This is a genomic window from Georgenia sunbinii (assembly GCF_036421875.1).
GTDB lineage: Bacteria > Actinomycetota > Actinomycetes > Actinomycetales > Actinomycetaceae > Georgenia_B > Georgenia_B sunbinii.
Genome location: NZ_JAZGOL010000001.1, coordinates 68,082 through 80,663, shown reverse-complemented (window position 1 = coordinate 80,663; position 12,582 = coordinate 68,082). Strand labels below are relative to the sequence as shown.

The window sequence follows — 12,582 nt, the reverse complement described above, 5'->3', positions numbered from 1 at the left end:
GCGGGCCGGCGCGCGCAGACGGGGGCCGCGGCCGTTCGCGGAGGTCACGAACCGGTTGCGGTCCTTGACGGGGTCCCGGCTGACTGATTAGGTTTCGTTGTCAATACCTGGCATTGAGATTGCCCATACAGTGTCGTGAAATGGAGCAAGGCATCTCCCGGGGGCGGTTACGACCGACGCCGCTCGGACGCGGACAACCGGCAATGGAGACGGAGCTCGGCAATGAAGCCTACGAAAATGAGTCTGGCAGCGGCAGGAGCAGTAATAGCGCTGACGTTGAGTGCCTGCGGCGGCGACAGCGGGGACGACGACACCGGCACGACCGCGCCCGCCGACGACGCCACCGCCACCGGCGAACCGGGCGGAGAGACCGGTGACTACGTCATCGGCGTGAGCAACACCCTGGCCGGCAACGGGTGGCGCGAGCAGATGGTCTGCTCGATCCAGGCCGAAGCACTCGCCAGCGGTCAGGTGTCCGAGGTGGTGGTGATGTCGGAGAACGCCGGGCCCACCGAGCAGGTCCAGCACCTGCAGACCCTCATCTCCGAAGGGGTCGACGCGATCGTGGTCAACCCCTCCGACCCTGAGCAGCTCAACGGAATCATCGAGGAGGCCACCTCACAGGGCATCGTCGTCGTCGCCATCGATGCCGGCGTCACCACCGACGAGGCGTACGTCGTGACCAACGACCAGGTCGAGTGGGGCCGTCTCGGCATGGAGTGGCTCGCGGAGGAGGTCGGCGGAGCAGGAGACATCCTCTATGTCCGCGGCATCGAAGGCGTCCAGTCCGACACCGACCGGCACGAAGGCGTGGAGGCGGCCCTCGAGGCCTACCCGGACATCGAGCTGACCACCGTCTGGAGCAACTGGGACTACACGCTGGCCGGGGAGATCGCCGTCCAGCAGTTCAGCGCGGCCGACTACGACGGCGTCTGGACCACCGGCGCCGACTACACGGTGGTCAACGGCATCAACACGGCTGGGAAGGAGCTCGTCCCCGTCACCGGCCAGGACAGCAACGCCTTCGTGGGCCAGCTGATCGACGGCGCACCGGGTGCCGTGGTGACCAACCCGGCCGTCATCGGTGCGGTGGGGACGCACGTGGCGCTGCAGGTGCTGAATGGCGAGGACGTGGAGCAGACCACGATGCTCACGCCGGAGCTGTGGACGATGGCCGACAGCGCCGAACGGCTGGAGGACGCCTACAACCCGGACCGCGGGCCGGACACCAGTGCCGCCGTCGAGATCGACTTCCCGCTCGACATGACCCGCGACCAGCTGTACGCCTGCGAGGGGCCCTAGCGGTTCCTGACCTGTCCCGCTCCACACGCGCCCGGCCTCGACCTGAAAAGAGCCTGATGTCCGCTGATGCACTGCTGGTCGCGCGAGGTGTGGCCAAGTCCTACGGCAGCGTCGTCGCGCTGAGATCGGCCGATCTCACGGTGGCGCCCGGCGAGGCCCATGCCCTCCTGGGCGCCAACGGCGCCGGCAAGTCGACCTTCGTCAAGGCGCTCACCGGGGTCATCACGAAGGACTGCGGGACCATCACCATGGCCGACGAGGTCGTCAACCTGCGCTCCCCGGCAGCCGGCTACGCGCAGGGCATCGCTGCGGTGTTCCAGGACCCGGCGCTCATCCCGGACCTCACGGTGCGGCAGAACCTCAAGCTCACCGGCACCGACGCCGGCGCGGTCCAGGAGCACCTCGCCGAGCTCGAGCTCAGCGGGATGGACTTCGGCGAGCGCGTGGCCGACATCCCGCTGCCGTTCCTCCGGATGCTGGACCTCGCACGCGCGCTTGCGCACCGCCCCCGGCTGCTCATCCTCGACGAGATCACTGCCGCGCTGCCGGCGGACCTGAGCGAGAAGGTCTTCACCGTGATGGCCCGGCAGACCCTGGGCGGCGGATCGGTGCTGTTCATCTCCCACCGCCTGGAGGAGGTGATCGAGCACTGCGACATGTGCACGGTGTTCCGTGACGGGCACGACGTCGCCAGCTTCGCCCCGAAGGAGGGGCGAGAGAAGCGCATCGTCCAGTCCATGCTCGGCGAGCGGATGGAGGCAGAGGCCGAGCAAGGACGCCGCTTCCGACGCGAGACCACGGTGGAGCCTGAGCCGCGGCTCGTCGTCGACGGGCTCGGTGCCGGCCCCATGCTGCGCGACGTGAGCTTCACGGTGCGTCCAGGCGAGGTGCTGGGCCTGGTAGCGCTGGAGGGGCAGGGGCAGGACACCTTGTTCGACGTCCTCTCCGGCGGCCAGCGCCCACGCGCCGGAGAGATCCGTGTCGACGGCAAGGTGCTGGGCGCTCGTCACCCGGCGGCCGCGATCCAGCGGGGCGTCGTGCTGGTGCCGGCCGACCGGGCCTTGGCGCTGCTGCCCAAGCGGTCCATCAGGGAGAACATCGCGCTCGCGTCGCGGGCGCGGGTCTCGCGGTGGGGACCGATCGCCAGGGGCAAGGAGGATCGTGCGGTCGACGGCGCCATCGACCGGCTGTCGATCGATACCCGTGCCGCGTCCCAGGCCCGTCGGCTCTCGGGCGGAAACCAGCAGAAGCTGACCATCGGGCGATGGCTCGCCGAGGGGTTCGGCACCCTCCTGCTCTTCGACCCCACCCGCGGGATCGACGTCGGGACCAAGCGGCAGATCTACGACCTCATCCGAGAGGTCGCCGACTCCGGGGCTGCCGTCGTGATGTACACGAGTGAGCTGCGCGAGATCGGGTTCGTCTGCGACCGAGCGCTCGTGATCTACCGCGGTGAGGTCGTCGCGGAGATGCCAGCCGACGCGAGCGAGGAAGCCCTGCTCAATGCGGCGCACGGGCTCCACGGGGTGGAGGTGACCAAGTCATGACGCCGACGCCGACGCTCACGACGATGCCCGAGCCGACGAGCCGGCTGGCCCGCTTCCGGGCCCAGAACGGTTGGGTCGTGGGCGTCGCCCTGCTCCTTCTCGCGATGATCTTCGTGCGCTACCTCCAGGTCGAGAACTTCGGTGGCTTCGAGCTCCGGGCGCTGACCGCCGGCACCCTCATGCTGGCGCTGCTCGCGATGGCCCAAGGGGTGGTGGTCATCTCCGGAGGCATCAACCTGGCGGTGGGTGCCCTCATGGTGCTGGCCAACTGCGTCTCGGCGTGGCTGATGGAGGACGCGTCGTTCGGCGCCAGCATCCTCGTCGCCGTCGGCACGGTCGTCGGTATCGCGCTGCTGTCCGGGCTCATGGGCTGGATCGTCACCGTCTCCGGCATGCCTGACATCGTCGTCACGCTGGCGCTGCACTTCGCGTTCGTCGGGCTGGCACTGCTCGTCCTCGGGGGGCCCGGCGGCGGGTCGAACCCTCAGCTCGCCCAGCTGATCGTCGGCGGCTTCTCCAACCCGTGGCCCTCCTTGCTCTGGCTGACCGGCATCTTCTGCCTGATCTGGGTGCCGTTCAAGCGCAGCCGGGCGGGGATCGCGACCTATGCCATCGGCAGCGATCGCCAGGCGGCGTTCCTCGCGGGCATCGTGGTGAAACGCGCCAGGATCCAGGCGTATCTGCTGTCCGGAGTCTTCGCCGGGCTCGCCGGGCTGGTGACTACCGCGCTGCTCGGCAGCGGCAGCCCGCAGGAGTCGATCGCCCTCGGCGCACTGCTCAGCTCCGTCGCGGCGGTCGTCCTCGGTGGCGTGGCCCTGGCCGGCGGGCGCGGCCAGCTGCTGGGCCCCGTCCTCGCCGCGTTCGTGCTCACCCTCATCCCCGCGATCCTGCTGAGCATGGGGATCAACCCGAACGTCGCAGTGCTGCTCGAGGGCCTGATCATCATCAGCGTGGTCATGCTCGGCGGACTGCTCGAGCTACGCCGGAGGAAGCTATGAGCACTGCCGTGGAGACCGCCCCCCTGCGCAGGTCCCAGCGGGTCCGACGGACGTTGAGCGACCGGCCGGTGATCGTGCTCAGCGTGGTCTTCGTCGTCTTCTACCTCATCACCGGGATCGTCGACCCGAGCCTGTTCACCAGCGGCGGGCTGCGCTCGATCCTGCTGCTGGCCTGTCCGTTGGCGCTCTTCGCCGCTGGTCAGACGATTGCGTTCCTCACCGGCGGCATCGACCTCTCGGTCACCATGATCGCGAACTTTGCTGCCTACGTGGCTGCCACCCAGAGTGGCGCCGGACCTGCGACGGCGATCGCACTGGCGCTCGTCGTCGGGGCCGGCGCCGGGCTCCTCAACGGCGTGGGTGTCGGTGTGTTCCGGGTCCACCCGCTCATCATGACCATCGGCATGTCCAGCGTCCTGCTCGGGGCGGTGTCCGTCGGGCTGTCGAGCGGCGGCTTCCTGTCCGGCTCCGCCGCCGTGCTGCCGGTCCTCACCACTCTCGGCGGCGGGACGCTCATCGGTCCCATCCCGCTGAACGTCGTGGTGTGGGTGGCGGTCTCGGTCATCCTCCTCGTCGGGCTCGCCCGGACGGGCCTGGGGCGCAACATCTACGCGGTGGGTGACAACCCCACAGCCTGCCGCCTGTCCGGCATCAAGGTGTGGCAGGTGCTCATCGCGACCTATGTCATCGTCGGAGTCCTCGCGGCCATCGCGGGCCTCCTCATCTCGGGCAGCAGCGGCTCGGTCGGCCCGAGCCAGACGAACTCCTTCCTGCTTCCCAGCATCGCTGCGGCCGTCATCGGCGGGACATCGATCCTCGGGGGCTCCGGTGGCTACGGCGGGACCATCGTGGCGGCGCTCCTGCTCACCGTCCTCAACCGGCTGCTGCTGACGCTCGGGGTCGGTCAAGCCCTTCAGCAGATGGTGTACGGAGTGATCGTGCTCGCGCTGGCCTGGGCGTACGTCGCGATCTCGGGACAACGGTCGGACTGACGCCACCGGCGTGGCATGACTGACCGCCGGGAGCAGAGCTGGCGAACAGCTCGGCTCCCGGCGGTCTCGGTCGAGCGGTCAGCTGGTCTTGGCGACCTCTTCCAGGATCTCGCCGGTCTCGCTGTGCTGGAACAGCACCTTGCTCCGCCCGTCGGGCAGGGTCTCGCGCTTGATGATCGCGTGCCCGTCGTGCAGCTCGGGCGTCCGGGCGATGCGGGGCGTGGTCCCACCGCGCCAGTCCTCGATCTCCACCGGCTCCCAGGCGCCGCTGGCCGACGAGGCGTAGCTGGCGTCCATGATCGCGTTGACCACGTAGCCGTCGTAGAAGGACTCTTGCGGCCGCGTGCCGCTGTCGATCGAGTCGAACATGTCGGTGAACATGTCCACGTACCCGAGCTCGGTGACCTCGTCCCCCACCGGGAACTGCCAGCCGCTGCTGGACTCTGCCTTCTCCGCCACGTAACCACCACCGGCGCCGCTGGTGAACATCTCGAAGCCAGTGCGTTGGAAGTGGTTGAGCCAGATGGTGCCCTCGGTCCCAGCGACCTCGTCCCGCAGGTCCAGGCCGCCACGGAAAGCCCATGACACCTCGACCTGACCGATAGCGCCGGACTCGAACCGGATGAGGATGATCGCGTGGTCCTCAGCGGTGATCGGGTGCACCATGGTGTCCTTCCAGCAGAAGACTTCCACCGGTCGGTTGTCCTTGCCCGCGAAATTGCGGCAGATCGCGATGCAGTGGCAGCCGAGGTCAATGATCGCGCCGCCGCCGGCCTTCTTCTCGTCCCAGAACCAGGCGCTGTGCGGACCGGGGTGGGACTCGCGGGACCGAACCCAGAGAATGTCTCCCAGTGCACCCTCCGACACGGACTTCACCGCCGCCAGCGTCTTGGGCGTGTAGACGAGATCCTCCAGGTAGCCGGCGAACACCCCGTGCTTCTCCACCATGTCGAGCATGCGTTTGGCCTCGACGGCAGTGCGGCCCAGCGGCTTGGTGCACAGCACGTTCTTGCCGTTCTCAGCCGCCAGTCGGACGGTCTCCTCATGCATGTCGTTGGGAAGCCCGATGACGACCGTGTCGATATCGGGATCGGCGCAGGCCGATTCCAGCGACGTCGTCGACCGTGGCACTCCCCAGCGCTCCTTGAATGCCGCTCCGCGTTCCTCGGTGCGGGAGTAGATCAGGTCAACCGTGTCACGGTTACGACCGCGGTGAAGAGCAGCGGTGTAGAAGTCACCGATAAGGCCGGTGCCCAACATGGCGATGCGGTGCGCTGTCACTGTGCAATCCCTCTCGTCGTCGAGTAGTCGCAACAGCCTAGACAGTTTCCATCGACAAGTGAACCGTCAGCGCATGCCCGGAATTGAGCCACGACGACGTTGCCGTCGACAGCCGCAGTGCCCCGCGCAGACGCGGGCCGCGACAGCCGGTTAGGGTGGCGCCATGCATACCGCGGCCGGCTCCTGGGGCGACACCACCGACCCGCGACAGCCGTCGCTGGTCCTCTCCGCTGACGGCCGGCTGTCGGGCACCGACGGCTGCAACCGGCTGGTCGGCAGCTGGACCAGCACCGGCGCGACGGTCAGCTTCCCGGCGCTGGCGTCGACGATGATGCACTGCGAGGGCGTCGACACCTGGCTGAGCTCGGCGGCCACCGCGGTGGTCTCGCCGGACGTCCTCCTCGTCCACGACGAGGCGGGCGCCCAGATCGGGACCCTTGCACGTTCGGCCGGGTAGCGCGGTGACCAGCACCGACGCGATCGACCCGGAGCTCCTCCGCCCGCGGTACACCCTCGGTGGTGCGAGCACGATCCTCGGCATCTCGCCGGCCACGATGCACGCCTGGACGCGGCAACGGACCTACCGCGGCGCCGACGGCTCGCAGCGCGGCTCGGTCGCCCTCGTCACCACGGTCGACGCCGTCGACGAGCTCACCGTGCCGTTCCTCGGGCTGGCGGAGGCCTACGTCCTCGCGACGTTCTCCGCCGCCGGCCTCTCCCTCGTCCACCTGCGGCCGGCACTCTCCTTCCTCGCCCGGGAGCTGGCGCCGGTCTCACCGCTGACCAGCGAGACGCTGGTGACTCGTGGGCCCGAGGTCCTCCACCGGTACGAGGACCCGACGGTCTTCGCCGCCCTCCTCGCCGCAGCCGACCCGCCGCGGTTCCGCGAGCCGGTCGAGCGGCTGCTCGCCGGCATCACCTACCGTGACGGCCGCGCATCGGCGATCCGGCTGCCGGGCCGCTCCCCCGCCGTCGTCCTCGACCCTCGCCGCGACGCCGGCCGACCAACGCTCGCCCGCTCCGGAGTCGGGGTCACCGACGTCATCTCGCGTCTCGCCGCCGGGCAGCCGGCCGAGCAGGTCGCGCTCGAGACCGGCGCCGACCTCGACGACGTCCGCCTGCTGCGGCACTGAGCCGTCCGGCGTCGTCAGGACGCCCGCAGCGCGCGCCGGCGGGGCATCGCGAAGGTGTCGAGGTCGGCGGCCGCGACGACGGTGGCGCCCCCGGCCCGTGCCTGTGCCTGCACGGCGAGCCCGGCGACGTCGTCGTACCGGGCGGAGAAGTGGGTGAGGACCAGACTGCCGACCCCACCCACCGCGGCCAGCCGCCCGGCCTGACCGGCGGTGAGGTGCAGGTAGGCGGCGGCCAGCTCGGCATCCTCGTCGGCGTAGGTGGACTCCGCGAGGAGGAGGTCGGCGCCGTCGGCGAGCTCGTCGGCGCCGTCGCACTCGGCGGTGTCCATGACGATCGCGAACCGCTGGCCGCGGCGGGGCACGCTGACGTCCTCGAGCCGCACCCGGCCGAGCGAGCCGGCCCGCTGCAGCACGCCGACGTCGGGCCCCTCGATGCCGGCGCGCGCGAGCAGCCCGGGCACCAGCGTGCGGCCGTCGGGCTCGCTCACCCGGTAGCCGTAGGTCTCGATCCGGTGGCGCAGCGCCACCACGCTCACGCCGTCGGCGATCTCGCCGGCCGCGCCGTGCGGGTGGAGCCGCAGGTCGGTGCCCGGCCCGCCGAGCGCGACCATCGCGCGCACCGCTTCCTCTCCCGACGCCGGGTAGTGCAGGTGCACCGGGTGGTCCACGCCGTCGAGCGCCAGCCGCGCGAGGACTCCCGGCAGCCCGAAGCTGTGGTCGCCGTGCAGGTGGGTGAGGCAGATCCGGGTGATCGACGGCGGCGCGACCCCGGCATGGGTCAGCTGGCGCTGAGTCCCCTCGCCGGGGTCGAACAGGATCGCCTCGCCGTCCCACCGGAGCAGGTAGCCGTTGTGGTTGCGGGTACGGGTGGGCGCCTGCGACGACGTCCCCAGCACCACGAGCTCACGCATGGCACCTGTTGTACCGCACTCGCCGGCGGCACACCGCGTCGGCGGAAAATCAGCAGGCGGCGGTCACCGTCGTGGTCCGGGCGCGCCGTGGTCAGCTGGCGTCGCGGTACACGAAGCCCTCGAGCGACGTCGTGAGCTCGTCGCGGTTCTCGCGATGTGCCATGCAGTACTCCGTCGGGTACCAGCCCGACTCCTGCCACGCCGCCGGCTGCTTGATCCCGAAGCACTGGTCAGCGACGTCGCCTCCGACCAGGCCGGAGTACCACTCGTGGGTGACCATCGGCTCGTAGAAGGTGACCTCGTCGTCCCAGACCCCGTAGATGAAGGTGTGGGTGAAGGGCTCGCCGTGGTGCTCGGGGCCGGTGAGGTCGACGAGGTGGTTGCCCATCGCAGGCTCGACGGCGTCGAGGTCCGCGAAGTCGGGGGCCAGGTACTTGTCGTCGGGCAGGTCCTTGCCCAGCGGGTAGTCGTCGCAGTGGACGAGGACCTCGCAGGGCCCCACCCGGATGTCGAGCCGCTCGGCGTTCGGTGTCATGTAGAAGTGCACGTCGAAGTGCGGCAGGTCGTAGACGCCGGGCGGCATGTGGCCGTGCGGGTTCCAATTGGTCAGCACGTAGGTGAACGGGGAATCGACGTCCTGCTGGAAGTGCTCGCCGAGCTCGAGGGCGTCCTCGTAGCCGCCGGCGCACTCACCCATCGGGTCGACCTCGCCATCGTCGTCCTTGTCGAAGCACCACAGCCCCGCCGTGGGCGGGTCGTACGGCAGGCCGTCGAGCACACCGGCGGTGAACGCAACTCCCACGGAGACGGGCTTGCCATCGTCGTCGGTCTGCGAGTAAGCCGTCATGGTGCCCTCACCACGCTCCGCGGACTGGCCGTACTCCGCGCACGGGCCCTCGTAGGAGCGGGTGACGCGCAGCAGCACCCGTGCGGCGAGCCCGGGCACCTCGACCGTGCGCTCTGCCTGCGGGCCGGCTCGGGTCGCCAGGCACAGCGTGACGAGCTCGAACCCGGTCTTCGTGCGGCGGGCGTCCTCGGTGTCCGGGCCGGCGGCGTGGGCACCGAGCGCGGAGATCGCGAGCATCAGGGCCGTCGCAACGGCCACGAGTAGCTTCTTCATGACATCCCCCCAGATGTCGTGATCCCGCACCTCACCGTCGGGATTCCCGACGACCGTGTCACCCGACCGAGCGCAACGGCAAGCGATTTTCCGGGGGCGGCCGGAGAGGGGCTCGTCGGCGACAGCGCGATCGGCTACGCGGGGTGCTCGATCCGCAACGTGCAGGCCCGGGCCACGTCGGCGATCGTCGCGTCGACCGAGGACCTCGGCGCGGTCGCGTACTTGCGCTCCAGCTCCTCGTCGATGCGTTGCTGGACGGCGTCGTCCGCCGGCACGTATGTCGCGGTGACCGGCTCGCGCGGCAGCTGCAGGGCCGCGTCGCGGTCGCGCTCGGCGACCGCACCGTCGCCCATGGCGAACGCCACCGGCCGGCCGGCGAGGATGTGCCGGTACCACCATGCGCCGTCACCGTAGGCGGACCGCACGTAGGGCACGCCGTCGACGACGACCGACCAGATTGGGGTCGCGGCCGGATCACCTCCCGCGCGCGTGGTCACGATCGCGACCACCTCGGTACGTTCCAGCAGGCCAACCACGTCGTCGAAGCTCATGGCGGGCTCAACCACCCGACCCCCGGCCGGTATTCCACGCAGGACCAAAAAAGACCCGCAGCCTACCGATTCCTCGGCCTGCTGCGGATCTGCTGGTGTCCGGAGGGGGACTTGAACCCCCACGCCCGATAAAGGGCACTAGCACCTCAAGCTAGCGCGTCTACCAATTCCGCCACCCGGACAGGTGACCACCCGGCCTTCCGGCCCGATGACGACGTCGGCAAAGATAGCACGACGCACCGGCCCGACTCGAACCCGTGAGGCCTCCTGGCACGGAGTGTGGCGATCACCACTTTTCCGCGTCAGTCCGCCGCTGCGACCGCGACCTCGAGCCCCAGCGTGTGCGTCTCCCCCGGCGCCAGTGTGACCGCCTGGTCCGCCACGTTCGCGGTCTCGACGCACAGCATCCGCGACCACTCGTCGTCGGCCATGTCCCGGATCGAGGTGACGTACTGCGGCCCGGGGTTCCACACGATCGTCGAGCGGGAGCGGCGGCTCGTCAGCCGGATTCGCCGCGGCCGCACCTCGTCGACGACGGTGAGCTGCTCGCCGTCGTCGTGGAACACCAGCTCGGCGGCGCCCGTGACCCGCAGTGGCCCCGACTGCCGGGCAGCAGCGGCGGCGTCACGGAAGCCCGCGACGTAGGTACGCCCGTCCAGCCCCTCCACCCTCGTGCGGGCGACGTCCTCGACGGCGAAGTAGTTGTGCAACGACTCCTCGAAGGTCATCGGCTCCGAGCCGGTGTTGCGTACCTCGAGCGACAGCGACAGCACCTGCCCGACGCTGATCTCGTAGCGCGCGGTGAACTCGTGCGGCCAGACCTCCCGGGTCGCCTCGTCGTCGTGCAGCTCGAGGACGACGACGACGGCGCCGTCCTCCTCACGGACTGCCGCGAGCTGCCACCGTCGTACCCGGGCGAAGCCGTGCGACGGGTGGCGGTCCCGCGCGGGGCCGGCCCCCAGCCACGGGAAGCAGATCGGGATGCCCCCGCGGACCGGCCGGCCCGCGACGTACTGAGCCGACCGGCTGAGGAAGAGCACCGGCGGCTCACCGACCGGTTCCCAGCTCGTCACCTGTGCCCCCTGGAGGTGGACCACCGCACGGGACTGCGGTGTCCGGACCACCAGCTGGTCCACCGGATCACTGACGAGAGTCACCCCTCCCGGCAGTGACGGCATCGGACCTGGTGCGCTCATGGCCCCGACGGTAGACCCGGCGGCTGCTCACCACCATCGGCAGCACGGGCACGCGTCGCGGTCGTGTCGTAGCATCCCGAACGCGGCCATGGGCCACACTGTTCTTAGTCGCGACAGCCACGAGGAGGTCCACCGGGATGAGGCTCTTCGGCAAGGTGCGCCGCGCCGCCGCCCCCACGGCGACACCCGTGGACCCGCCGCGTGACATCGGCATCCTCGCCGACGCCGCTCGGCCGCGGATGCCTCGCCCGACGACGACGGGCCGGTTGACCGTGCGCCGGATGCCTGGCCGGGCGGTCAGTCAGCGCGACCAGGTCGACGTGCCCCGGTGGCTGCGCCGCTACGGCCAGATGGCCTGGCTGTCCATCGGGATCGTCATCGTGGTGGCGATGATCGTCTTCGCCACCACACGGATCCAGGCGGTGTTCATCGCCGTCTTCCTGGCGATGGTCATCACCTCCGTGCTCTACCCGATCGTCAGAGCGCTGTCGCGGTACATGCCGCGCGGGCTGGCGACGGCGGTGACGCTGCTCGGCTCGGTCCTCGTCGTCGCCGGCATCTTCACCTATGTCATCTCCTCGGTTGCGGGCCAGTGGTCGACCCTCGCCGATCAGTTCAGCGCGGGCGTCGACCGGATCTTCGAGTTCCTCGAGGACGGCCCGCTGCCGATCCACATCACCCAGGCGGAGATCGTCGACGCCATCAACACGATGGTCGCCCAGGCGCAGGAGTACGTCGCGGCCAACGCGGGGGACCTGGTGAGCCAGGTGCTGAGCAACGCCGGCACCGTCGCCCTGGTGTTCACCATCCTCGCGCTGAGCGTGTTCGTCACGGTGTTCTTCCTCAGCCGGGGCGAGGACATGTGGCGCTGGTTCCTCAACCAGCTCCCCGCCCGGTCGCGCGAGCCGATGCACCGGGCCGCCAGCGCCGGCTGGTACACGTTCTCCGGCTACGCCCGCGGCACCATGATCGTGGCGTCGGCCGACGGGATCATGGCATTCGTCCTGCTGCTCATCGTCGGGGTGCCGCTGGCGGCGCCGCTCGCGGTGCTGGTGTTCATCGGCGCCTTCATCCCGCTCATCGGTGCGCCGCTGGCGATGATCATCGCCGCCGTCGTCGCGCTCGCCGCGGTCGGGCCGCTGGCCGCGCTGATCGTCACCATCGGCATCGCGCTCATCGGCCAGATCGAGGGCAACCTGCTGCAGCCGCTCGTCATGGGCAAGCAGGTGTCGCTGCACCCCGTCGTCGTCGCGCTCGGCGTGACGGCCGGGACCTTCCTCGGTGGCCTCCTCGGCGCCATCATCGCGATCCCGCTGCTGGCGGTCATCTGGGCCGTCTACTCCGCGCTGCACGAGCCGGACCCGCCGCTGGAGGGCGACCTGCCTGATCCCAAACGGCTGGCCATCCGGCTCAACCGCAGGGGGAACAAGTACGCCGCCAGCGCCGACTGACCCTCCCCCTCCCCTCGCCCCCACAGCAGACTTGTCCCCCACAGCAGACTTGTCGCCGACAGCAGACTTGTCCGCGAGAGCAGACTTGTCGCCGACAGCA

General features: G+C 70.0%; 12 protein-coding genes and 1 tRNA gene. 7 read left to right on the top strand and 6 right to left on the bottom strand.

The window, feature by feature from the left end; all coding sequences use genetic code 11:
• The first annotated feature begins 237 nt into the window (after positions 1-237).
• The 4 genes from V2J52_RS00405 to V2J52_RS00390 are packed head-to-tail and all read left to right on the top strand — an operon-like array spanning position 238 to position 4,839.
• A complete protein-coding gene (locus V2J52_RS00405) occupies positions 238-1,302 on the top strand; it encodes a substrate-binding domain-containing protein (RefSeq protein ID WP_331225687.1) in 1,065 nt (354 codons plus the stop codon).
• A gap of 56 nt (positions 1,303-1,358) precedes the next feature.
• Entirely contained in the window at positions 1,359-2,849 is a 1,491-nt protein-coding gene (locus V2J52_RS00400) for a sugar ABC transporter ATP-binding protein (RefSeq protein WP_331225686.1), read from the top strand.
• Positions 2,846-3,847, top strand: a complete 1,002-nt coding sequence (locus V2J52_RS00395; protein ID WP_331225685.1) for an ABC transporter permease — start codon at positions 2,846-2,848, stop codon at positions 3,845-3,847. The genes V2J52_RS00400 and V2J52_RS00395 overlap by 4 nt, the downstream gene beginning before the upstream one ends.
• Entirely contained in the window at positions 3,844-4,839 is a 996-nt protein-coding gene (locus V2J52_RS00390) for an ABC transporter permease (RefSeq protein ID WP_331225684.1), read from the top strand. The genes V2J52_RS00395 and V2J52_RS00390 overlap by 4 nt, the downstream gene beginning before the upstream one ends.
• A 78-nt stretch (positions 4,840-4,917) precedes the next feature.
• Here V2J52_RS00390 and V2J52_RS00385 read toward each other — a convergent pair whose 3' ends face one another.
• The gene (locus tag V2J52_RS00385; RefSeq protein ID WP_331225683.1) at positions 4,918-6,099 is read right to left on the bottom strand and encodes a Gfo/Idh/MocA family protein; all 1,182 of its coding nucleotides are present in this window, start codon (positions 6,097-6,099) and stop codon (positions 4,918-4,920) included.
• A gap of 184 nt (positions 6,100-6,283) precedes the next feature.
• Between V2J52_RS00385 and V2J52_RS00380 the strand changes: the two genes are divergently transcribed.
• Together V2J52_RS00380 and V2J52_RS00375 are read left to right on the top strand one after the other, a co-directional pair.
• The gene (locus V2J52_RS00380; protein WP_331225682.1) at positions 6,284-6,577 is read left to right on the top strand and encodes an META domain-containing protein; all 294 of its coding nucleotides are present in this window, start codon (positions 6,284-6,286) and stop codon (positions 6,575-6,577) included.
• Between the two features lie 4 nt (positions 6,578-6,581).
• Positions 6,582-7,253 carry a hypothetical protein gene (locus V2J52_RS00375; protein ID WP_331225681.1) on the top strand — a complete coding sequence of 224 codons (672 nt, stop codon included), beginning with the start codon at positions 6,582-6,584 and terminating at the stop codon, positions 7,251-7,253.
• 14 nt (positions 7,254-7,267) lie between these two features.
• Here V2J52_RS00375 and V2J52_RS00370 read toward each other — a convergent pair whose 3' ends face one another.
• From V2J52_RS00370 to V2J52_RS00350, 5 genes are all read right to left on the bottom strand, one after another.
• On the bottom strand, positions 7,268-8,164 hold the full coding sequence (locus V2J52_RS00370) for a ribonuclease Z (RefSeq protein ID WP_331225680.1): 897 nt from the start codon (positions 8,162-8,164) through the stop codon (positions 7,268-7,270).
• 91 nt (positions 8,165-8,255) lie between these two features.
• A complete protein-coding gene (locus tag V2J52_RS00365) occupies positions 8,256-9,269 on the bottom strand; it encodes a hypothetical protein (RefSeq protein WP_331225679.1) in 1,014 nt (337 codons plus the stop codon).
• 149 nt (positions 9,270-9,418) lie between these two features.
• Positions 9,419-9,835 (bottom strand): DUF2255 family protein, encoded by a 417-nt coding sequence (locus tag V2J52_RS00360; protein ID WP_331225678.1) that lies wholly within the window; start codon positions 9,833-9,835, stop codon positions 9,419-9,421.
• Between the two features lie 93 nt (positions 9,836-9,928).
• Positions 9,929-10,017: transfer RNA gene (locus V2J52_RS00355), tRNA-Leu, on the bottom strand.
• 120 nt (positions 10,018-10,137) lie between these two features.
• The gene (locus V2J52_RS00350; RefSeq protein WP_331225677.1) at positions 10,138-11,031 is read right to left on the bottom strand and encodes a D-hexose-6-phosphate mutarotase; all 894 of its coding nucleotides are present in this window, start codon (positions 11,029-11,031) and stop codon (positions 10,138-10,140) included.
• A gap of 137 nt (positions 11,032-11,168) precedes the next feature.
• Between V2J52_RS00350 and V2J52_RS00345 the strand changes: the two genes are divergently transcribed.
• Positions 11,169-12,482: an AI-2E family transporter gene (locus V2J52_RS00345; RefSeq protein ID WP_331225676.1), complete on the top strand. Its 1,314-nt coding sequence runs from the start codon at positions 11,169-11,171 to the stop codon at positions 12,480-12,482.
• Positions 12,483-12,582: the final 100 nt, after the last annotated feature.